This window comes from Burkholderia sp. 22088, from assembly GCF_052045915.1.
GTDB lineage: Bacteria > Pseudomonadota > Gammaproteobacteria > Burkholderiales > Burkholderiaceae > Burkholderia > Burkholderia cepacia.
Window position 1 is genome coordinate 39,288 of sequence record NZ_JBQEPY010000003.1, and the last position, 20,048, is coordinate 59,335.

At 67.3% G+C, this 20,048-nt stretch carries 20 protein-coding genes; 13 read left to right on the forward strand and 7 right to left on the reverse strand.

Annotation, left to right across the window (positions count from 1 at the left end; translation table 11 throughout):
* Positions 1 to 3: 3 nt before the first annotated feature.
* From ACTJLD_RS06050 to ACTJLD_RS06070, 5 genes are all read right to left on the reverse strand, one after another.
* Positions 4 to 1,566, reverse strand: a complete 1,563-nt coding sequence (locus tag ACTJLD_RS06050; RefSeq protein ID WP_440658301.1) for an FAD-binding oxidoreductase — start codon at positions 1,564 to 1,566, stop codon at positions 4 to 6.
* A complete protein-coding gene (locus ACTJLD_RS06055; RefSeq protein ID WP_027791190.1) occupies positions 1,563 to 3,242 on the reverse strand; it encodes a glycerol-3-phosphate dehydrogenase/oxidase in 1,680 nt (559 codons plus the stop codon). The genes ACTJLD_RS06050 and ACTJLD_RS06055 overlap by 4 nt, the downstream gene beginning before the upstream one ends.
* 18 nt (positions 3,243 to 3,260) lie before the next feature.
* Positions 3,261 to 4,802, reverse strand: coding sequence for an FGGY family carbohydrate kinase (locus ACTJLD_RS06060; protein WP_440658303.1), 1,542 nt, complete (start codon positions 4,800 to 4,802; stop codon positions 3,261 to 3,263).
* Positions 4,799 to 6,262 (reverse strand): MFS transporter, encoded by a 1,464-nt coding sequence (locus ACTJLD_RS06065; protein WP_175854915.1) that lies wholly within the window; start codon positions 6,260 to 6,262, stop codon positions 4,799 to 4,801. The genes ACTJLD_RS06060 and ACTJLD_RS06065 overlap by 4 nt, the downstream gene beginning before the upstream one ends.
* A 252-nt stretch (positions 6,263 to 6,514) precedes the next feature.
* On the reverse strand, positions 6,515 to 7,231 hold the full coding sequence (locus ACTJLD_RS06070) for an SDR family oxidoreductase (protein WP_322074622.1): 717 nt from the start codon (positions 7,229 to 7,231) through the stop codon (positions 6,515 to 6,517).
* A 133-nt stretch (positions 7,232 to 7,364) separates the two neighbouring features.
* Between ACTJLD_RS06070 and ACTJLD_RS06075 the strand changes: the two genes are divergently transcribed.
* Entirely contained in the window at positions 7,365 to 8,351 is a 987-nt protein-coding gene (locus ACTJLD_RS06075) for a LysR family transcriptional regulator (RefSeq protein WP_322074624.1), read from the forward strand.
* Between the two features lie 8 nt (positions 8,352 to 8,359).
* Here ACTJLD_RS06075 and ACTJLD_RS06080 read toward each other — a convergent pair whose 3' ends face one another.
* The gene (locus ACTJLD_RS06080) at positions 8,360 to 9,097 is read right to left on the reverse strand and encodes an SDR family oxidoreductase (protein ID WP_440658305.1); all 738 of its coding nucleotides are present in this window, start codon (positions 9,095 to 9,097) and stop codon (positions 8,360 to 8,362) included.
* A gap of 103 nt (positions 9,098 to 9,200) precedes the next feature.
* Between ACTJLD_RS06080 and ACTJLD_RS06085 the strand changes: the two genes are divergently transcribed.
* The 3 genes from ACTJLD_RS06085 to ACTJLD_RS06095 all read left to right on the forward strand — a co-directional run bounded on the left by ACTJLD_RS06085 (position 9,201) and on the right by ACTJLD_RS06095 (position 12,577).
* A complete protein-coding gene (locus ACTJLD_RS06085) occupies positions 9,201 to 10,157 on the forward strand; it encodes a LysR family transcriptional regulator (RefSeq protein ID WP_321910306.1) in 957 nt (318 codons plus the stop codon).
* A gap of 151 nt (positions 10,158 to 10,308) precedes the next feature.
* Positions 10,309 to 11,697: a nucleobase:cation symporter-2 family protein gene (locus tag ACTJLD_RS06090; protein WP_440658307.1), complete on the forward strand. Its 1,389-nt coding sequence runs from the start codon at positions 10,309 to 10,311 to the stop codon at positions 11,695 to 11,697.
* Positions 11,698 to 12,151: 454 nt separating this feature from the next.
* Positions 12,152 to 12,577 carry an NUDIX hydrolase gene (locus tag ACTJLD_RS06095; RefSeq protein WP_060085013.1) on the forward strand — a complete coding sequence of 142 codons (426 nt, stop codon included), beginning with the start codon at positions 12,152 to 12,154 and terminating at the stop codon, positions 12,575 to 12,577.
* A gap of 76 nt (positions 12,578 to 12,653) precedes the next feature.
* On the opposite strand, the gene ACTJLD_RS06100 is transcribed toward ACTJLD_RS06095, so the two are convergent.
* The gene (locus ACTJLD_RS06100; protein WP_027791181.1) at positions 12,654 to 12,866 is read right to left on the reverse strand and encodes a hypothetical protein; all 213 of its coding nucleotides are present in this window, start codon (positions 12,864 to 12,866) and stop codon (positions 12,654 to 12,656) included.
* A gap of 289 nt (positions 12,867 to 13,155) precedes the next feature.
* Between ACTJLD_RS06100 and ACTJLD_RS06105 the strand changes: the two genes are divergently transcribed.
* The 9 genes from ACTJLD_RS06105 (at position 13,156) to ACTJLD_RS06145 (ending at position 19,850) form a co-directional block, all read left to right on the forward strand.
* Positions 13,156 to 14,136 carry an AraC family transcriptional regulator gene (locus ACTJLD_RS06105; protein WP_230958281.1) on the forward strand — a complete coding sequence of 327 codons (981 nt, stop codon included), beginning with the start codon at positions 13,156 to 13,158 and terminating at the stop codon, positions 14,134 to 14,136.
* A 91-nt stretch (positions 14,137 to 14,227) separates the two neighbouring features.
* Positions 14,228 to 14,794 carry a carboxymuconolactone decarboxylase family protein gene (locus tag ACTJLD_RS06110; RefSeq protein WP_059694345.1) on the forward strand — a complete coding sequence of 189 codons (567 nt, stop codon included), beginning with the start codon at positions 14,228 to 14,230 and terminating at the stop codon, positions 14,792 to 14,794.
* A complete protein-coding gene (locus tag ACTJLD_RS06115) occupies positions 14,791 to 15,870 on the forward strand; it encodes an acyl-CoA dehydrogenase family protein (RefSeq protein ID WP_440658309.1) in 1,080 nt (359 codons plus the stop codon). Before ACTJLD_RS06110 ends, ACTJLD_RS06115 begins: the two co-directional genes overlap by 4 nt.
* A complete protein-coding gene (locus ACTJLD_RS06120; RefSeq protein WP_119338571.1) occupies positions 15,867 to 16,631 on the forward strand; it encodes an ABC transporter ATP-binding protein in 765 nt (254 codons plus the stop codon). Before ACTJLD_RS06115 ends, ACTJLD_RS06120 begins: the two co-directional genes overlap by 4 nt.
* Before the next feature lie 28 nt (positions 16,632 to 16,659).
* The gene (locus tag ACTJLD_RS06125) at positions 16,660 to 17,850 is read left to right on the forward strand and encodes an ABC transporter substrate-binding protein (RefSeq protein ID WP_440658311.1); all 1,191 of its coding nucleotides are present in this window, start codon (positions 16,660 to 16,662) and stop codon (positions 17,848 to 17,850) included.
* Positions 17,822 to 18,670 (forward strand): ABC transporter permease, encoded by an 849-nt coding sequence (locus ACTJLD_RS06130; protein WP_440658313.1) that lies wholly within the window; start codon positions 17,822 to 17,824, stop codon positions 18,668 to 18,670. Before ACTJLD_RS06125 ends, ACTJLD_RS06130 begins: the two co-directional genes overlap by 29 nt.
* Positions 18,671 to 18,728: 58 nt before the next feature.
* Positions 18,729 to 19,043: a hypothetical protein gene (locus tag ACTJLD_RS06135; RefSeq protein WP_440658315.1), complete on the forward strand. Its 315-nt coding sequence runs from the start codon at positions 18,729 to 18,731 to the stop codon at positions 19,041 to 19,043.
* Positions 19,044 to 19,183: 140 nt separating this feature from the next.
* A complete protein-coding gene (locus tag ACTJLD_RS06140; protein WP_440658317.1) occupies positions 19,184 to 19,549 on the forward strand; it encodes a hypothetical protein in 366 nt (121 codons plus the stop codon).
* Positions 19,550 to 19,595: 46 nt separating this feature from the next.
* Positions 19,596 to 19,850 (forward strand): tyrosine-type recombinase/integrase, encoded by a 255-nt coding sequence (locus ACTJLD_RS06145; RefSeq protein WP_060173174.1) that lies wholly within the window; start codon positions 19,596 to 19,598, stop codon positions 19,848 to 19,850.
* The last annotated feature ends 198 nt before the right edge of the window (positions 19,851 to 20,048 follow it).

Below are 20,048 nucleotides of genomic sequence, written 5' to 3' on the forward strand. Positions count from 1 at the left end.
CGTTTACCGGTCGACGTGCGGGCCCGTCTCGTCGCCGAGACCAAGCTTGCCGGGGTTGAGGATGTGCTTCGGATCGAGCGCGCGCTTCACCGCCTGCAGCACCGGAAACGCCGTGCCCAGTGAATCACGCATGTACGGCGAACGCAGCAGCCCGACGCCGTGGTGATGACTCAACGTCGCATTGTATTGGATCAGCACCGCGTTCGCTGCGTCCCAGGCGGCACGGTACCACGCGGCCCGTTCGGCCACCGCGACGTCGCCGCGCAGCGAGAAATACAGACACGCTCCGTCCGCATACGCATGCGACTGGTGCGCCGAGCCGGCCAGCGTGCCCGGCACGGCCTGCAGCGCGGCCACCACGTCGCGGTAGATCGCCGCGAGATCGCGCCAGCGGCCGCACATCTCCAGCGTATCGGCGACGAAGCCCGGGCTGCGCTTGAAGCCTTCCGCGCTCTTGCCGGTCAGGTAGCGCGTGTCGAGCCACTTCTCGAAGATCGCGTCGCCGTCGAGCTTGCGCCCGCCTTCCTCGCCGACGCGTGCGCCGATCGCCATCACCGCGTCGACCATCTCGCGCGCGCCTTCGTCGGCGATCAGCAGCACGTTCGTGTCGGGCAGACCAAACTGCACGCCGCTCTCGAGTTCGTCGTAGAGCCGCAGTGCCGCCGGGTTCGCGCCGCGCTGCAGGATCTCACGGCACGCGTCAAGGCCGGCCGCGAACGTGTCGAAACCGTACGCGATCGCGCGGCCGTAATCGGGCAGCCGGTGCAGCTTAAGGCGCGCGCGCACGATGATGCCGAGCGTCCCTTCGCTGCCGACGAACAACTGCTGCAGATCGGGGCCGACCGCCGCGCGGGAATACCCGCCGAGCGTCACCAGGCTGCCATCCGCGAGCACCACGTCGATCCCGAACACCATGTCCTCGATCTTGCCGTAGCGCGTCGACAGTTGCCCCGCGCCGCGGCAGGCGATCCAGCCGCCCACGGTGCTGATCCCGAACGACGACGGCCAGTGCCCCATCGTCAGCCCGTGCTCGCGCTGCAGCGTTTCCTCGAACACGTCGCCGAACATCCCGGCTTCGACGTCGACGATCTGGCTCTCGGTATCGACACCGATCAACCGGTTCAGCCCGCACACGTCGAGCACGATGCCGCCGCGCACGGGCAGCGCCGCGCCCGTCACGTTGCTGCGGCCGGCCGACGCCGTCACCGGAATCGTCGCCGCGTGCGCGATGCGCATCACGGCCTGCACCTGCTCGACCGTCGACACGCGCACGATGACCGCATGCGGCGTCGCGGGCCGGCCGCCCGTCTCGGCGACCATCGACGCGGCCCACCAGTCGCGCGTCCAAGCGACGACGTCGGCCGGCTGCGTGAGCACTTCATCGGCCACCGCGCGCAACGCTTCGACTTGCTGCGGCGATACCACGACCGGCGCGCGCTGCATGCCCGCTTCGGCGAACGTGCTGCCCGCCGTCTGCAGGTTCAGCGAATAAGGCGGCGGCGTATGCGCACCGACGACGTAATTGCCGCGGTTGTAGCCGCGCTTGATGGCTTCCTTGCTGATCATCCGTTTTCTCCCATGAGGATGGCTTTTTCGAGTGCGACGGCGGCGACGTAGTCGCTCACCTGGCTGGCGACGGCCGCATCGGACAAGCCGAGCTCCGCCTTGAGAATGGCGCCGACACGCGGTGCCGCGCGCGCCGATGCGTCGCGCGCCATCAATCGGGCGCGCGTGCGGCGCGACAGCACGTCGTCGACGCTGCGCGCGAATTCGTGACGTACCGCATAGAGCACTTCCGCTTCGCTGTATGGCAGCCCCTCGACGATCGGCGCGAGCAGCGACGGCGTTTCGTCTGCGAGATCGCCGACGAAACGCGCCTCGGTGCCGTAGCGTTCGCCAAGATGCGCGGCGAGTCCGCCCGACGCGACGATCGCCTGCGGGTCGTAGCCGGCCGCGCCGAGCAGGTAAGCCGATTTGGTGCGGCAGCGCGTGCGGCGCCCGAGCAACCTGCCGACCGTATCGATTGTCTGCTCGGCCATGTGCCGCGACGTCGTCAGCTTGCCCCCGACGATCGTCACGAGCCCGTCCGGCGCGACATGGATCTCGTGGTTGCGCTTCATCTCGATCGTCTTGCCGCCCGGCGGCCCGACGAGCGGCCGGCATCCGGCGATGCTGCCGACCACGTCGTCCGCGCTCAGGTCGGCCTTCAGCGCGGAGCGTGCGCCTTCGAGCAGGAAATCGAGCTCCTTGCGCGTGCAGTGCACGTCGTCGAGATCGCCGTCGTAGTCCTCGTCGGTCGTGCCGAGATACGACACGTTGCCCCAGCGCGTGATCGTCGCGCGGCGGTTGCGGCCCGGCACGGGGATCGTCACCGTGCAGTCGTTGCGGATCTTCAGCCACGGGATCGCGACGTGCACCCCCTTCGCGGGCCGCACCTGCAGCGCGGACGTGTCGCCCTTGCGGGCGCCGGTCCAGTCGCGCAGCCATACGCCCGTTGCCATCACGACCACGCGCGCGCGCACGCGCCGCTCGCGGCCGTCGGCATGCACGATCGCGCCATCGACCTTGCCGTGGCCGTCGCGTGTCAGCTCGACCACGCGGGCGTGGTTCGCCACCGCCGCGCCGTGGAACGCGGCCGTGCGCACGAGGTTCAACGTCAGGCGCGCATCGTCGACGCGCGCGTCGAAATACATGAAGCCGCCCGTCAGGTACGTTTCGTTGAAGGTCGGGCAATGCGACAGCACCTCGGCCTTCGTCAGCTTCTGATGCAGGATGCCCTCGCGCCAGCCGCCGGCGATGTCGTAGGTCCACAGCAGGCTTTCGAAAGCTTTCGCGAGACGCTTGTCAAATACGCCTTCGCGCTCCATCACCGGGAACAGGAACGGCAACCGCTGCACCAGATGGCGCGCGTTGCGCCGCAATCGCTGCCGTTCGAGGAGTGAATGGCGCACAAGCCCGAGATTGCCCTGTTCGATATAGCGCAACCCGCCGTGTACCATCTTCGACGATTTCGACGACGTGCCCGACGCGAAATCGCTCTTCTCGACGAGCGCGACGCGCAGCCCGCGCAGGCTCGCATCGAACGCCGCGTACGCGCCCGTCACGCCGCCGCCGACAATCAGCACGTCGAACGCGTCCGTCTCGAGTCGCGCCAGGTGCTCGTCGCGATTCACGCGCAACGGCTCGGTGCCGGTCATGCCGGCACGATCCGTCTTCGGTTTTCTGGATGGCAAAAACATCATGCTGGTCGTTCTCCGTGCTTACGCGTGAGCGAAATCGGTTGCGTGCGCGAGCTCGGACGCGATTCGCGCGTGCCACGCCGCGCGCCGGCGCTGCCGGCGGTCTGCGTCGGTCGAGGGTTCGAATACGGCGTCGGTGACGAGCGTCGCGCAGGCCGCGTCGAGCGATTCCCACAGCAGCCCCGATGCGCCCGCGAGAAACGCCGCGCCGCGCAGGCTCGCGCAATCGCCTTCGCGCATCCGGCGCACCGGCACGCCGCTCACGTCGGCCTGGATCTGGAGCAGCGTGTCGCTGCCTGCCAGCCCGCCGCCGACGATCAGCTCCGATACGTCGGCTCGCGCGACGACCTGGTTGGCCTCCATGCACGATGCGACCGAATGCGCGATGCCTTCGAGCACCGCGTACGCGACTTCGGCCTGTGTCGTCGCGATCGAGATGCCCGACAGCAACGCGCGTGCATTCGGCTCCATCCTCGGCACGCGCAGGCCCGTGAGCGCCGGGATGAAGGTCACGCCGCGCGACGACCGCACAGTGGCCGCCAGCGCGCTGATCTGCGCGGGATCGTCGAACCAGCGCAGCTTTTCGCAGACCCAGCGCAGTGCCGAACCCGTCGTCGCAACGAAGGTTTCGAGCGAGTAATGCGACACGCCGTCGTGCCGCCGTGCGGTCATCGCAAGCGTGCCGTCGTGCGCGTGACCGGGTTGCACGTGCGAGCCGGTGTCCGGACGCGCCGTGCCGGTCAGCAGGTCGACGAAGCTGCCGGTGCCGTGCACGCACATCGCCTGGCCGCGCTCGACGCAGCCAAGCCCGACCGCGCCCGCGAACTGGTCGCCTGCGCACGCGAGGATCGGCACGTCGATGCCGAGCACGTCCCGGCGCGTGCGGCCGAACGCATCAGCGTCTTCGCGCAACGCGGGCAGCAGTTCACGCGGAAAGCCCAGCGCGTCGAGCCAGGGTTCGAAATAGCGGTGCTCGCCGAGCAGATACGCGCTCGCCGAGGTCGCATGGGTCGGTGTCGTCACGCATTCGCGCGCATCGGACAGATGCCACATCAGCCACGTGTCGATCGTGCCGAATGCGAGGCATCCTGCGCGATGGGCGTCGGTGACCGCCTGCGACGTGCGCATCTGGTGCGCGGCCCACAAGTACGGCGAACGCACGCCCGCCGGCCGGCCGACCTGCGGCACGAGCAAGCGGTCCCAGTCGGCGGCGAGACGGTCGAGCTCGGCTGCATGCCGCGTGTCCTGCCAGACCATCGCGGGCACGAGCGCGCGCCCGGTCCGCGTGTCCCACAGCACGGCCGTCGCGCGCTGCGTCGCAAGCGCCAGCGCGACGATGCGTACACGCTGTGCTCGCGCCCGCGCAAGCGTCGCGCGGCAGACCGCGAGCGTCTTGTCGAGGATCGCGTTCGCGTCCTGTTCGACGACGCCCGGCCGCGGGCTCTCGACCGACAGCGGCAGGTATTCGAGGCACGATACGTGCCCGCTCGCGTCGACGATCGCGGCGCGCGTGCCGGAGGTGCCTTCGTCGATGGCAAGAATGGCGTTTCGGGAATCGGTCATCGTTGCGTTTTCTCGATGGCGGGGTTCAGGAAGGCCGACGTTGCGCGTGCGTCGCCGCCGAAGTGCGGCGCGTCGGGTTCGTTGTCGGGATTGATCGTCGTGCGCGTCGGGTCCCAGCGGATCGCGAAGCAGATTACGCTTGCGACGCACGGCACCATCGCGAGGATCAGGAACGTATGTTCGAGGCCGTAGCGCGCGCGAAACAGCGGGAAGACCAGCAGGCCCAACGCCGCGCCGATCGAGCCGAGCGCGCCGACGATGCCGTTTGCGCCTGCGCGCAACTCGCCGCGAAACGACAACGACGACAGGCTCTTTCCGTTCGCGCCGGGGCCGGCCGAGTGGAACAGGATGAACAGCGACGGCACGACGACCGACAGCCACAGCGGCATGCGCGCATGAAACATCCCGAGCACGACCAGCATCGCGCAGACCGCCGCGAACCCGATCGCCGATGCGCGACGCAGGCCGACACGGCGGCCAACCGCCGACGACGAGAAGCCGCCGACGATCCCGAACAGGTTGAACACCAGCGCGCCGAGTGTCGCGTAGACGAAGTCGGTACCGAACAATGCGGCGCTGATCAGCGGCAGATACCAGCCGATCGCGAAGTATTCGATCGACTGGCCGATCTGCACGGTCGCGGCAAGGATCGTGCGCGGCAGGTAGACACCGCGAAAGATCAGCAGCACGTTCGCGAAGCCGCGCGTGGCCGGATTCACGACGGGCGTGCGTTCATGCACGGGCGCGGCGGCGAATGCGTGCCCGTAGATGCGCGTCATCGCACGCGCCGCGTCGTCGAGACGCTCCTTGCGCGCGAGCCAGATCGGGCTTTCGACGAGGAATGCGCATTGCAGCGCGAGGATTGCGACGCCGAACACGGCGGTAGCCGCCACCGAGTAGCGCCAGATCGAATCGCCGACCTGCCATGCGTGAAACAACAGCGCGAGCAGCAGGTTCAGGCAGACGGCCGTGTACCACATGCCCTGCCAGGTATTGAGCCGGCTCTTCAGGCGGCCCGGCGTGAACTCCGCGAGCATCGCCATCGCGATCGCGAAGTCGATTCCGTATGCCATCCCGACGAAGAAGCGGCCGGCGAGAATCGTATTGAAATCCGGCGCGAATACGACCAGCAGCGCGCCGATCACCGACAGCAGTTTCGCCGCGATCAGCGGCCGCACGCGCCCCCAGCGGTCGGCCATCCAACCGCCGATCGGGTTGAACGCGATCGCGACCCACGACGCGAAGGACGTCATCCACGCGACCTGCGCGGCCGACAGATGCAATTCGCGCGTCATCGGCCCGAGGCCGGCGCTCAATGCCGAGTTGGAAAATGCGTCGAGAAACAGCCCGCCGAGCGACAGCCACCAGACGAGCCCCGCCCTGCCCGCGATGCCGGGGCGAGTGTCGAGAAAGGAGATGACGTCTTCAATGCCATGAAGCTTGACCGCGATCGTTTGCACAATCGGCCTCCGTATATTTGTTCTGTAAGAGGCTCGACATTGCAGATGCGATCGACGCATGGAGAGACCATCTTACAGATAGTCTCTTATCTAGATCTGCCTGCGCAATTTACGGCGGGCTACACGCCTATGTCAAGCGCGACCGGTTGTGCGATGCAGCGAGCGGCGTGTCGTCGCCTTTTCCAAATCGTTGCGAACACAACTTATGCCACGGGCATGACGCCGGGCACGGCGATCCTTTGCAACGCGGCTTCACCACGGCACCGTCCGCCCCAGATAGTCGAGATACTCGAGCCCCGGGCGCGCCCGCTTGGCGACCAGCACGTCGACGAGGCTCGGCACGCTTTCCTCGATCGTCAGGCGCGCATCCGGCCCGCCCAGCTCCGTGCGGACCCAGCCGGGTGCCATCAGCACCATCGCACGCCGCGTATCGGCCTGGCGCGCCGCGAAGCTGCGCATGAACTGGTTCAGCGCGGCCTTGCTGCCGCGATAGACCTCGCGCATCCCGCTGACGTTGTTCGCGACGCTGCCCTGCCCCGACGACATCGCACCGATCAGGCCGTCCGCGGTCACGCGATCCTGCAGCGTCTCGATCACGCGCATCGGCGCCAACGCATTCGTGACCATCACGCGCATGAACTCGTCGGTCGTCACTTCGCCGATCGTTTCGGTCGTCTCGTTCGTCGTTCCCGCATTCACGAACAGCATGTCGAAGCGCCGGCCCGACAGCCGCTCGCGCAGCGCCGCCAGTTGCGCCGGCTCGCAGATGTCGAGCGTCTCGATGTCGAGCCGGCCGTCGAACCGGTCGGCGAGGTCGTGCAGTCGCGTGCGCCCCGATCCTTCCCGCACAGTGCCCGTGACGCTCCAGCCCTTGCTCAGGAATTGCTCCGCCATCGCGAGCCCGAGGCCGCGCGAGGCCGCGACGAGCAGGATCGTCGGTGCGTTTTTACTCGATACAGTCGATTGCATGGTGTCCGCCTTTGCCGGGTTGCGTCATGCAGCCACTATAGGTGCGTATCACGACAGGCACCAGACGCACCCGATTCAAACGATAGTTGCACCGAACGCCATGTCACATCGTGCCGTGGCGTATCCTGTCGCCATGGAAGACATCGACCTGAACCTTGTCACCGCGCTCGACGTGCTGCTGTCGGAAGGCAGCGTGACCGGCGCCGCGCGCCGGCTCGGCCTGAGCACGTCCGCGATGAGCCGCACGCTCACGCGGCTGCGGGTGTCCACCGGCGATCAGCTGCTCGTGCGCGCCGGGCGCAAGCTCGTGCCGACGCCGCACGCAGCCGCGTTGCGCGACCGCGTGCACGCGATCGCAACCGATGCGCGCACGGTACTGCGGCCGGCAACGGCCGACGTGGATCTGGCGACGCACGCGTCCACGTTCACCATCCGCGCGGCCGCATCGTTCATGGAAATGCTGTCCGGCCCGGTGGTCGCCGCACTCGGCGAAATCGCGCCGCAGGTGCGCATCCGCTTCGTCCCGAAACCCGACCGCGATCCGCAAGCGCTGCGCGACGGCGCCGTCGATCTGGAAATCGGCAAACGCGGCGACGATGCCCCCGAACTGCACACACGCATGCTGTTCCACGACTGGCACGTCGCGGTGGCACGCGCCGGGCATCCGCTGTTCGCATCGGGCAGGATCACACCCGCGCGTTATGCGGCCTGCCGTCAGGTGATCGCGTCGCAGCTCGGCGATTTCGGCGGGCCGGCCGACGACCCGACCGACGGGGCCGGCCAGGGCGACGCCGTGCGCGTCGTCGTACCGGGCTACCCGGATGCGATGCGTGTCGCGGCCAGCACCGACCTGATCGCGCTCGTGCCGCGCTCGAGCCTCGGCAACGCATTCTCGCCGGGGCTCACGGACGCCCTCGGGCTGCGCAGCTTCGAGATCCCGGTGCGCCTGCCCGGGATCCTCGTTTCCGCGCTGTGGCATCCGCGCATGCACGGCGACCCCGTGCATCGCAGCCTGCGCGATGCGGTCATCGCCGTCTGCCAGCGCGCGTATCCGGATACCCGCACACCCCACACATCACGCCCGCCGGCGCGGCGCACCGGCCCGCGCGCCGCAGGCTGACACGCGGCTCAGACCAGCCGGCCGCCGCCGTCGATGTGCAGGATCTCGCCGTTCATGAAGCCGTTGCCCAGCAGGAACGCGATCGCCTCCCCCACTTCATCGGCTCGCCCGACCCGGCCGCCGGGCAAAACCGACGCCGCACCCGCGAGAATCGTGTCGCGCGCTTCCGCGCCGAACGCGTCGTACAGCGGCGTCTCGACGAAGCCGGGCGCGACGACGTTCACGCGAATCGGCTTCAGTTCCAGCGCGAGCGACTGCGCCAGCGCCTCGACGCCGCGCACGGCGGCGGCTATGACGGACGTGCCGTGCGCGGCCGGACGATCCGACAGTTGCCCGCCGGTCAGCACGATCGAGCCGGTCGCCGGCATCAGCGGCAACGCGGCCCGGATCGCGTAGACCGGCCCGGCGATACGTTCCTGCAGCGCGGCGAGCAGCTGATCGGGATCGGTCTCGTTCAGCTTGCCCGCAATGAACCGGCCGGCCGTGACGACCAGGTGATCGACGCGCGTGAGCGAGTCGAATACGGCCTGCACCGCATGCCGGTCCGCGATGTCGGCCACTGCGATGCGCGCGCCGCCGATCGCTTGCGCGGCGGCCTCGAGCTTCACGCGGGTCCGGCCGACCAACGTGACGCTCGCGCCTTTCGCCTTCGCGGCGGCCGCGGCCTCGAGGCCGATTCCGGAGCTTCCGCCGAATACCACGACGTGCGCACCGTCCAGTGCCGAAGATTGCGTTGTCTCGTTCATGTCGACTCCTCGTCAGGGATTGAAGGTTCGCGAACGTTAGGTCATTCTCCATTGCGCAGGAACGTGGGAGACTTGAATAAGGTTCATTCCCCGAAGGAATAAGATGGAATCGCTGCGATCCATGCGCGTGTTCGTCCGCGCCATCGAGCTCGGCAATTTCTCGGCGGTCGCGCGCGAGGAAGGCACCGGCCAGCCGACGATCAGCAAGATCGTCGCCGCGTTCGAAAAGGAACTGGGCGTCCGCCTGCTCGAACGCTCGACCACGAGCCTCGCACCCACCGACGAAGGCCGCCGGTTCTACGACCGCTGCAAGCGCGTGATCGACGAATACGCGAGCGCGGTGGCCGAGGTGCGCGGGCAAACGGTGCGGCCGGTCGGCAAGCTGGTCGTCAATGCGCCGATGGGGCTGGGCGAGCTGAGGCTGAATGCGCTCGTGCTCGAATTCCTCGCCGCATGGCCGGAGATCGAGGTCGAGCTGCAATTGACCGACCGTGTGATCGACCTGGTCGAAGAAGGCGTCGACGTCGCCATCCGCCTCGGCCATCTGCTGCCGCCGGATGCCGTGGCGCGCCCCATCGCGTCGTCGCCCCGCCTGCTGGTCGCCACGCCGAAGTACGTCGCGCAGGCACCGAGGCTCCGCCGGCCGGAAGACCTGGCGCGGCACGAGTACGTCGGCTACGCACGCGCGGACATCGGCAACGAACTGGCATTCGCCCGCGGCGACGAGCAGGTCACCGTTCCGGTGCGCGGCCGGTATCGCGTGAACAGCTCGATGGCGCTGCGGGAATGCTTTCTCGCCGGGAACGCGGTGGGCAGCGGACCGGCGTGGCTGGTTCAGGACCTGATCGACAGCGGGCAGCTCGTCCGGTTGCTGCCGAAGTGGGACATGGTGCCGCCGCATGCGCTGCACCTCGTGTATGCGTCGCGCCGGTATCTGCCGCTCAGGACCCGGACGTTCCTGCAGTTCATGGAGCAGCGGATTCCCGGGCTGCCCGGGTTCCATGCGACGACCGCCGCGACCGCCAACCCGGCCGCACGCGCATCGCGGCAGCCCCGCTGACCGGCGGGCGTCGCGGTCACGGCCGGCCGGGCGCCGATCCGCCACCGTTTTCCCGATCCGCCGAATTCCCGCTATTGCGGCGCCCCCCGGCGGCGGCGGCAGGCCGTTCGGCTAAAATGCCGCACTTTCCACCTTGTCCGGCCCGCTCGCCATGCAACCCGCCTCCTCCGCCCAACCCGCCGCCCATGGCGCCGACGCCGCAGATGCGGCCCGCGACCTCGTCTACGGCCCGAACGACCGGCCGGCGCCGATGGTCGCCTTCGTCGCAGCGCTGCAGCACCTGCTGGCGATCATCGTGCCGATCGTCACGCCCGGCCTGCTGATCTGCCAGGCGCTCGGCGTGTCCAGCCGCGATACGACCCTCATCGTGTCGATGTCGCTGGTGATTTCCGGCATCGCCACCTTCGTCCAGTGCAAGCGCTTCGGCCCGCTGGGCGCCGGCCTGCTGATCGTCCAGGGCACCAGCTTCAACTTCGTCGGCCCGCTGATCGCCGGCGGCAGCCTGATGGTCAAGCAAGGCACGCCGGTCGAAACCGTGATGGCCGCGATCTTCGGCGTCGTGATTGCGGGGTCGTTCGTCGAAATGGGCGTGTCGCGCATCCTGCCGTTCGTGAAGCGCCTGATCACGCCGCTCGTCACCGGCATCGTCGTGCTGCTGATCGGCCTCACGTTGATCAAGGTCGGCCTCATCAGCATGGGCGGGGGCTTCGGCGCGATGGCCAACGGCACCTTCGCGAGCGCGGAGAACCTGACGCTCTCGGGCCTCGTGCTCGGCACGATCATCCTGCTGAACCGCGTGCCGATCGTGTGGGTGCGCAGCACCGCGCTGGTCATCGCGCTCGTCATCGGTTATCTCGCAGCCGCGTTCCTCGGCCGCCTCGACTTCACCGGCATGCACCAGGCCGCGCTGTTCCAGGTCCCGACGCCGCTGCACTTCGGCATCGGCTTCTCGTGGTCGCTGTTCGTGCCGATGCTGATCATCTACCTCGTCACGTCGCTCGAAGCGATCGGCGACGTCACGGCCACCAGCAAGATCTCGAACGAGCCGGTCGAAGGCCCGGTGTGGATGCAGCGGATCAAGGGCGGCGTGCTCGTCAACGGCGCGAACTCGCTGCTGGCCGGTGTGTTCAACACGTTCCCGAGCTCGGTGTTCGCGCAGAACAACGGCGTGATCCAGATCACCGGCGTCGCCAGCCGCCACGTCGGCATCTGGATCGCGGGGATGCTCGTGGTGCTCGGCCTGTTCCCGGTCGTCGCCGGCGTGCTGCAGGCCGTGCCGGAACCCGTGCTCGGCGGCGCGGCGATGGTGATGTTCGGCGCGGTGGCCGCATCGGGCATCAACATCCTCGCGGGCGTCCAGCTCGATCGCCGCGCGCTGCTGATCATCGCGGTGTCGCTCGCGCTCGGCCTCGGCGTGTCGCAGGTGCCGGACATCCTCAACAGCCTGCCGCACGCGCTGAAGAACGTGCTGGAATCGGGCGTGGCGACGGGCGGCATCTGCGCGCTCGTGATGAACTGGTTCCTGCTGGAAAAGAAGTAAGCGGATGATCCGCACGATGCGCGGTGCGCCAGACGGGCCGCACCGCGCGGCGTGCCGACCGGCACCCGCGGCGCCCGGTGCGGGCAACGCGATCGGCGTATCGCCAACCGGCCGATTCCGCTCGCACCACCCGTTGCCCCGATTCCACGCGGCGCCGCGTCACACCTGGAACCGCCCGTCCGCTATCGCCGGCATCACCGGTTCCCGTACGAACGCGGCATCGGACAATTGCAGCAGCGTACGCACGACACCACCACGTCGTGAACCGGCACCAGCCCGCCATCGCAAGGGCGTCCGGCGCGGCACAAGCCACACGTCACAAGCCACGAGACGCGCACGCCGAACTGCGCTTTCGACATGCCCCGGGGTTATCGACCCCGTGTCGGCGGCGATCAAAGGTCAAACCCGGTCATGCCGCCTTGGCCGATCGATTTGTGCTGGTTAGAATCACGACATGCCCCGAGTTCCCGCCCCCAACAACACCCCCGAGACGCCCGCCGTCCCCGTCAAGGAACGCGCGACTGTCGTCTGCTACCGCGGTGAACGCGTCCTGCTCGTCGCCCGCGCGGCGTCGCGCTGGGCCCTTCCCGGCGGCACGATCAAGCGCGGGGAATCGCCGCTCGAAGCCGCGCATCGCGAGTTGTCCGAAGAAACCGGCATAACCGGCCAGACGCTCGTTTATTCGATGCAGTTCACCGGGCTCGCAAAGATCCATCACGTGTTCTTCGCGGAAGTCGGCCCGGACCAGACGCCGCAAGCGAACAACGAGATCGAGAAATGCAAGTGGTTTCCGATCGACGGCGTCGACGGATTGCGCGCAAGCATTCCGACGAAGCGAATCGTCGAACTCGTCCATCAACACGAAATCCGCAAGGCGTAGCGCGCGACGGACGAACGCATGCCCCGGCCGGCGGCCGGCTCGCGTCGCTGTTCGTGAACCCGCGACGCGCGACCGCTCAGTGCATGCGCTTCCTGCGCAATTCGCGCGTGGAATAGACGACGAGGAAGATGCCCAGCATCGCGGCACCGGATGCCATGAAGTCGTTTGCGCTACCCGAACCGTGCAGGGACGTCGGGAATATGCCGAGACTCAATCCTGCGGCCGCGAGAAGCAATCCTGCAGCCACGCCCCAGATCGGCCCGGCGGTCTTGTCGATGTTATTTTTCATGCAGCACCCGTCTACAGTCATTACCTGAACGGTATCGGCAAAGCACGCCGCGTCTACCTTCAGTGATTCCACTATAGCCCGGAAAAAAATCATTGAAGCTTTAGTGCTTCTACCGATCAAGTTTTATCGATCGCGGCCGCCCGGGCGGGCCGATCGGCAATCCGGCTCGGCCGAGGCGACGCCGGCCACCGAAGAACGCATATGCCGCACGCCCATATGCATTCCACGATCGCTTGTTTTACCGCGCAACGTCGCGGCGCTAAGCTCGGAACCCGCCGTCGACTTCCCAATGGCTTTCCCGCCTTCGCCCACCATGCCGAACTCCGCCGAACAGGCCGCCGACTGGCTGCTCTCCGGACTCGAACTGCGCAGCACGCTGTTTCACGTGGGCCGGTATTGCGGCGTCTATCGCGCATCGACGGCCGGCCATCAGCGCGCGAGCTTCCACCTCGTGCTCGAAGGCGCATGCTGGTTGCACCTGCCCGCCCGGAACGGCCGTGCCGCGCAAAGCACGCGCCTCGTCGCCGGCGACGCGGTGTTCCTGATGCACGACATGACGCATTGCCTGACGCCCGACGCGGTTGCGCCGTCCGACGACGAATACACGGTACGGATCGGCACGATGACGCCGCTTGCCGAGCCTGCGTCGTCACCGGGCGACGTCGCGCTGGCATGCGGTTTCTTCGAGTTTCGTTCCGATCTCGGCGACGCGATCGCCGGCCTGATGCCCGATCACCTCCTGGCGCGCCACGACGACGCGAAGCTGGCGGGCGCGCGCACGCTGTTCGACCTGATCCGCACCGAAGCGGCGCGTGCCCAGGATGCACCGTCGCCTCTCGTCAATCGTCTGACGGATGCGCTGTTCTTCTATGCACTGCGTGCCGTCGCGAGCAGCGACGATTTTGCGCCGGGCCTGTGGTCGGTCATGCGGCGCGCCGAATTTACGCCGCTCGTCGGCGCGATCATCGAGAAACCCGGCGACGACTGGACCACGCACACGATGGCCGCGTTTTGCCACATGTCCCGCGCGCGCTTCTGCAAGCAGTTCGCGCAGGCATGCGGACAGCCGCCTGCGCAGTTCCTTGCGCTGCTGCGCATGAAGGTCGCGGCCGAGATGCTGCGGCAGGGGGCATCCACGCTCAGCACGGCCGAGCATGTCGGCTATCAGTCGGAATCCGCCTTTGCGCAGGCATTCAAGCGCGTCACCGGCCTGCCGCCCGGCACCTGCCGCCGCGCCCCGGAGCGCACCGGCGCGACACCCGTGCATTGACGCGAGACAAACGCGCATGAAACAGAGACGGCCGCGCATTGCCGGCTCGACCGGCGCCGCCAACAATGACGGCTTTCCGATCGAGGATGCCATGAGCCGCCTGCCCCTCCAAACCGTCGAAAGCGCGCCCGAAGCCAGCCGCCCGTTTCTCCAGAAGTCGCAAGCCGCCAACGGCTTCCTGCCGAATCTCGTAGCCTCACTCGCCAATGCACCGGTTGCGCTCGAAACGTACCTGACCGTCGGTGAAATCAATTCACGCAGCGGCCTCACGCTGGCCGAGCGCGAAATCGTGCAGATCACCGCCGCCGCCGTTCATGGCTGCGGTTTCTGCGTGGCCGGCCATACGGCCGTCGCGCTGAAGAAGGCGCAATTGCCCGCCGCGCTCGTCGACGAGGTCCGCGCCCAGCGCCCGCTGTCCGACGCGCGCCTCGATGCGGTCGCCACGTTCACGCGCGACGTGATAGCAACCCGCGGCGCCGTGTCCGACGAAGCGCTCGCCGCGTTCAAGGCGGCCGGCTACAGCGATGCCGGCGCGCTTGAAGTGGTACTCGGCGTGAGCCTCGCGACGCTTTGCAACTTCGCGAACAACCTGGCGCGCAACGAACTGAATCCGCAGCTCGAAGCGTATCGCTGGGAGCCGACGGCGCGCGCAGCATGACCGCGCCGGCGAGCTCCGATGCGTTCGACGCATGGCTCGAAGCAAATGCCGACGCGCTCGACGTCGACCCGTCGCGGGCGGCGGACATCCTTCCGCAGCTGGTGCGCTCGCGCACCGTCGCCGTCGGTGTGCCGGAGGCAATGGGTGGCACGGGCGGCACGATCGCGGACGCGATCGACACGGTGGCCGCCGTCGCGCAACGCTCATTGACGGCCGCATTCGTGCTGTGGGGACATCGCACCTTCGTCGAATACGTACTGCAGAGCGACAACGACGCGCTCCGTGCGCGCTGGCTGACGCCGCTGCTCGACGGCGAAGTGGCGGGCGCCACCGGTCTTTCGAACGCGATGAAGTATCTGTCCGACATCGAGCCGTTGCAGATGCACGCGGCCCGCAGCGGCAACGCGTTCGTGCTGAACGGCAGCCTGCCGTGGATCACGAACCTGCGGCGCGAAGGCTTCATTGCCGCCGCCGCGTTCGATCACGACGATGGCACGCCGCCGTCCGTCTTCGCGATTCCGCACGACGCGCGGGGCGTCGAGCGCAGCGACGATCTCGACCTGATCGGCCTGCGCGCGAGCAATACGGCCGCGCTGCGCGTGAGCGATACCGTCCTCGACGAATCGTACCGCCTCGCGGCCGACGCACCGGCCTGGCTCGCGCACGTGCGCCCGGCGTTTCTCGGCTTGCAATGCGGGATGTCGATCGGGCTGGCGCGGCGCGCGTTGCTCGCCACGCTGGATGCCAGCGAGCCGTCGCGCGCGTCGATCGGCGCGGAAATTCGCGAACTCGAAACGACGCTCGCCGATCAGGCCGCGCAGTTGAAGCGAGGTGTGCTCGACGGCACCTTCTTCCACGCGCCCGCGACGATGTTCGAACTGCGCATCGCGCTCGTCGAGACCGTCTCGCAGGCGGTCTCGCTCGAAGTGCAAGCCACCGGAGGGCGCGGCTATCTGCGCGGCCAGAGCGGCAGCGCGCGGCGCGTGCGCGAAGCGTCGTTCATCCCGATCGTGACGCCGAGCCTCGTGCAGTTGAAATCGCAGCTCGCGCGGCATCGACGGGCGGCGGCAGCATGACGCAAGGCGCGCACATCGTCGCGAACGGCGTCACGTTGCGGTACGGATCGCGCAGCGTGCTGAACGGCGTCGACCTGTCGGTTGCGCCCGGCGAACTCGTTGCGCTGCTCGGGCCGAGCGGTTGCGGGAAGTCGTCGCTGCTGCGGGCCATCGCCGGCCTGACGAGAACCGCATCCGGCACGATTCGCGTCGATGGCGAGCCCGTCGACGGCCCGCGCCCGGAGGTCGCCCTCGCGTTTCAGGACCCGTGCCTGCTGCCGTGGCTCACGGTCGAGCGGAACGTGGGGTTCGGGCTGACCTTCGCGCGTCAACCGCGCCTGACACGTGCAGACCGCAAGGAACGCGTGACGAACGCATTGGCCGCCGTCGGGCTCGACCATGCACGGCACGCGCTGCCTTCGCAGTTGTCGGGCGGCATGGCACAGCGCGCGGCGCTGGCGCGCTGCCTGGCGCGGGCGCCGCGCGCGCTGCTGCTCGACGAACCGTTCGGCGCGCTCGACGAAGTGACCCGCGCCGACATGCAGCAGCTCCTGATTGCCGCGGTGCGCAACACCGGCGCGTCTGCGCTTCTCGTCACGCACGATATCGACGAAGCGCTGCTCGTCGCCGATCGGATCGTGCTGCTCGGCAAGCGCGGCACGCTGGTCGGACGCTGGACCGTCGAACTGCCGCAGCCGCGGCACACGCAAGTGCGCTCGCTCGGCGAGCTGCGCATCTCCATTCTCCAGGCGCTGCAGAACTCGATTTCAGCAGCCGCCTGAATCCGGCCGATACCCGCGGGGAATCCTCATGTGCAACGTACCGATGTCACGACGCGAATGGCTGAAGCTCGCGTCGCTCTTTACCGTCGCGGGCGCGGCGCCGCTGCTGAAAGCATCCGGCGCGCGCGCGGCAGCCGATCCGAATGCGCCCGTGCGCATCGGCTACCTGCCGATCACCGATGCGGCGCCGCTGCTCGTCGCACACAACAACGGCTACTTCGACGCGGCCGGCATCCAGGCGGAGAAGCCGACGCTGCTGCGAAGCTGGGCGCAGCTGGTCGAGGCGTTTCTGTCGGGACAGGTCAACGTCGTGCATCTGCTGTCGCCGATGACCGTGTGGGCGCGCTACGGCAGCAAGGCGCCCGCGAAGGTCGTCGCATGGAATCACGTGAACGGCTCTGCGCTGACGGTTGCGCCCGACATCAACACCGTGGCGGACCTCGGTGGCAAGACGGTTGCGGTGCCGTTCTGGTATTCGGTGCATAACGTCGTGCTGCAGGACCTGCTGCGCGCGCAGGGTCTCGCGCCCGTGCTCAAGCAGTCGGGGCAGCCGGGGCCGAAGGAAGTCAACCTGGTCGTGATGGCGCCGTCCGACATGCCGCCCGCGCTGGCGTCGAAAAAGATCGCCGGATATATCGTCGCCGAGCCGTTCAACGCGGCCGCCGAGCAGCTGAACGTCGGCAAGATTCTCCGCTTCACCGGCGACGTGTGGCGCAACCACGCGTGCTGCGTGATCTTCATGCACGAGCAGGACCTGACGCAACGCGCGGCGTGGTCGCAGAAGGTCGTCGATGCGATCGTCAATGCCCAGCTGTGGACGCGCGCCCATCCGCAAGAGGCGGCCAGGCTGCTGTCGAAGGAAGGCCCGAACCGCTACACGCCGCATCCTTCGCAACTGCTCGCACGCGTGCTCGCGCCGCAAGCAGCCGATCAGGGGCGCTATCTCGGCGATCGCGCGATCCAGCACGCGAGCTGGGGCGTGAAACGCATCGACTTCCAGCCGTATCCGTATCCGAGCTATACGGAAGAACTCGTGCGCCGGTTGAAGACGACCAAGGTGGAAGGCGCGAGCCAGTTCCTCGCGTCGCTCGATCCGAAACGGGTGGCCAGCGATCTGGTCGACGACCGGTTCGTGAAGAAGAGCATCGAAGCGCTGGGCGGCTTGTCGGCGTTCGGCCAGGATGGCGGCTATGCACGCAAGGAGACGATCGTTGTCTAGCGTGCTCGTTCGGGAAACGTCGGCGGCGGCGCGGCGTCCGGTGCCCGCATCCGCGCATTGGCGCAGCATCGTGCTGGGCGGTGCGGGACTGGCGGCCGCCCTGGCGCTGTGGTGGCTCGCCGTCACGCTGCTCGCGGGCCACAACGCGATGGCCGCGCAGTTCGCGCCGCAGCGTGCGTTCGAAGCGCTGCCGTCGCTCGTCACCGAGGATCAGCTGCTCGTGCATGCGGCGACCAGCCTCAGGCGCATCGCCGTCGGGCTGGCGTGGGCGCTCGTGGTCGGCGTGCCGTTGGGATTCGCGATCGGCCGTCTGCGCTGGCTCGAACGGACGCTGTCGCCGACGCTGCAGTTTCTTCGCATGATCTCGCCGCTTTCGTGGATGCCGCTTGCGGTGATGTCGCTCGGCGTCGGCGATCGCGCGGTGTATTTCCTGCTCGCTTTCGCCGCGGTCTGGCCGCTGGTGATGAGCACCGCATCGGGTGTCGCGCATCTCGACCGGCGCTGGGTCCAGCTTGGCGAAAGCCTTGCCGCCACGCGCGCGGAAATGCTCTGGCATGTCTACGTGCCGGGCATCGCCGCGCATGTGCTCACCGGCGTGCGCCTCGCGATCGGCATCTTGTGGATCGTGCTGGTCCCGGCGGAAATGCTCGGCGTGAGCGCGGTGCTCGGCTACCTGATTCTCGACACGCGCGACCGGCTCGCGTATTCGGAGTTGACGGCCGTGATCCTCGTGATCGGCGTGCTCGGTTTCCTGCTCGATCTGGCCGCGCGCGCGATCGCGGCCCGGCTGTCGAGCGATATGCCGGGGGGTGATCGGTAGGTTGCTGAAGCGAAGACCTAGTAACGTTCGACATCTACCGTGTCCAGCAGTGTTTGCAATGATCCTGGCAGGTGGCTGTCGACGAAAGCTTGCGCGACTTGAAACGGATCAAGCATTGTTTCAGTACGCAACTGTTTCCGTGCCGGATAGTGCCGATGGAGTATTTGCCGGAAAGACGCCCGACAACGTCGTGCCCAATGGCGCGGACCTCGACACCGCCCGCGCAGGAGATGCATCGTGGCCGGACACGGTTTATCCAGCTCCGGCGATACGATCACACGCCTTTCGCTCGATCGCATCGGCTGCTTCAGTGTCGGTCGAAGAGGTACGTGTCTTATCTTCGGTGAGCGGCATGACGATGCGGCCGTCCTGACACTTCGAACTCAATCGACCAGCAATTGGCGTTGTACTCAGTGATAGTTCCAGCAACCGGATAGCCGTCAATTTCTTCCCGGATGTGATGGTATTTCGCTGCCATGCATATCTCCCGAGTCACTCTCGATGGATCGTAGCGTGACCGAACGCCCTATCCTTTTCAGCGGCCCGATGGTGCGCGCCCTCCTCGAAGGCGGCAAGACGCAGACGCGGTGCGAATTCAAGGTGCCGCCCAAAGCATCAATTGAATTGGTCTTGCAGCATCTCCAGCAAAATCACGATCACGAGCCAAATAAGCGGCCCAAATGCGATCAGCAGCGTCAATCCGAGTCGCTTTCGCATCCGATACTTCCGGAAGCACCAGAACATGAAGACGCTAAAGACGAGCCATATTGCCGCCAATCCAAGAAGCAGATCGATCGCAAGACCCGCCGCACAGCTACCGTCACCGCACGCGTATGCAATCCTCGGGATAATCAACGCGAGACCGGGCACGAAACATAAGAGCCGGGCTGCTTTAGCTGCGGCACCCATATCGAATTTGAATGCAATGGACATGACCCGCGAGGACATTCGATTCATGTTATTCGTAGCGGCAATCAAGGCTCGCCGGAAATCGGGCCACCTGAGGGTGAGGTTTCACGATCTCCGCCATAGCGCCGCCTCAGAAATGATCAATACCGGCATCGACCTCTATACGGTCTCTGAGGTACCGGGACACGAGACGACTACGTCGACCAAGCGATACGCTCACCTGGTGACCGACCGCCTCGCAGAAGCCGTCAAGAAGATCGGACGGTCGTGATCCAGTTGCACGAATCGGGCAGAAAAACCCACCCCCTTAGCGTAAGGCCGCCCCGTTCGGAGCAGCCCAAATCGCCCGAAACCATTGTGGCGGAAGGCAGCAGACTCCAACAATCGTCCGGGGAGCCCCGTCAGGTTTGACTCCCACTCTGCCAGACCATGCCCTACCCATCATCCTACCCATACTGCAAGATCAATG

What these genes read in the sequence shown, in the direction of transcription:
- ACTJLD_RS06050 (WP_440658301.1), bottom strand. Translation starts at nt 1,566, where the DNA reads ATGATCAGCAAGGAAGCCATCAAGCGCGGCTACAACCGCGGCAATTAC.
- ACTJLD_RS06055 (WP_027791190.1), bottom strand. Translation starts at nt 3,242, where the DNA reads ATGATGTTTTTGCCATCCAGAAAACCGAAGACGGATCGTGCCGGCATG.
- ACTJLD_RS06060 (WP_440658303.1), bottom strand. Translation starts at nt 4,802, where the DNA reads ATGACCGATTCCCGAAACGCCATTCTTGCCATCGACGAAGGCACCTCC.
- ACTJLD_RS06070 (WP_322074622.1), bottom strand. Translation starts at nt 7,231, where the DNA reads ATGCAATCGACTGTATCGAGTAAAAACGCACCGACGATCCTGCTCGTC.
- ACTJLD_RS06075 (WP_322074624.1), top strand. Translation starts at nt 7,365, where the DNA reads ATGGAAGACATCGACCTGAACCTTGTCACCGCGCTCGACGTGCTGCTG.
- ACTJLD_RS06080 (WP_440658305.1), bottom strand. Translation starts at nt 9,097, where the DNA reads ATGAACGAGACAACGCAATCTTCGGCACTGGACGGTGCGCACGTCGTG.
- ACTJLD_RS06085 (WP_321910306.1), top strand. Translation starts at nt 9,201, where the DNA reads ATGGAATCGCTGCGATCCATGCGCGTGTTCGTCCGCGCCATCGAGCTC.
- ACTJLD_RS06090 (WP_440658307.1), top strand. Translation starts at nt 10,309, where the DNA reads ATGCAACCCGCCTCCTCCGCCCAACCCGCCGCCCATGGCGCCGACGCC.
- ACTJLD_RS06095 (WP_060085013.1), top strand. Translation starts at nt 12,152, where the DNA reads ATGCCCCGAGTTCCCGCCCCCAACAACACCCCCGAGACGCCCGCCGTC.
- ACTJLD_RS06100 (WP_027791181.1), bottom strand. Translation starts at nt 12,866, where the DNA reads ATGAAAAATAACATCGACAAGACCGCCGGGCCGATCTGGGGCGTGGCT.
- ACTJLD_RS06105 (WP_230958281.1), top strand. Translation starts at nt 13,156, where the DNA reads ATGGCTTTCCCGCCTTCGCCCACCATGCCGAACTCCGCCGAACAGGCC.
- ACTJLD_RS06110 (WP_059694345.1), top strand. Translation starts at nt 14,228, where the DNA reads ATGAGCCGCCTGCCCCTCCAAACCGTCGAAAGCGCGCCCGAAGCCAGC.
- ACTJLD_RS06115 (WP_440658309.1), top strand. Translation starts at nt 14,791, where the DNA reads ATGACCGCGCCGGCGAGCTCCGATGCGTTCGACGCATGGCTCGAAGCA.
- ACTJLD_RS06120 (WP_119338571.1), top strand. Translation starts at nt 15,867, where the DNA reads ATGACGCAAGGCGCGCACATCGTCGCGAACGGCGTCACGTTGCGGTAC.
- ACTJLD_RS06125 (WP_440658311.1), top strand. Translation starts at nt 16,660, where the DNA reads ATGTGCAACGTACCGATGTCACGACGCGAATGGCTGAAGCTCGCGTCG.
- ACTJLD_RS06130 (WP_440658313.1), top strand. Translation starts at nt 17,822, where the DNA reads ATGCACGCAAGGAGACGATCGTTGTCTAGCGTGCTCGTTCGGGAAACG.
- ACTJLD_RS06135 (WP_440658315.1), top strand. Translation starts at nt 18,729, where the DNA reads ATGATCCTGGCAGGTGGCTGTCGACGAAAGCTTGCGCGACTTGAAACG.
- ACTJLD_RS06145 (WP_060173174.1), top strand. Translation starts at nt 19,596, where the DNA reads ATGGACATGACCCGCGAGGACATTCGATTCATGTTATTCGTAGCGGCA.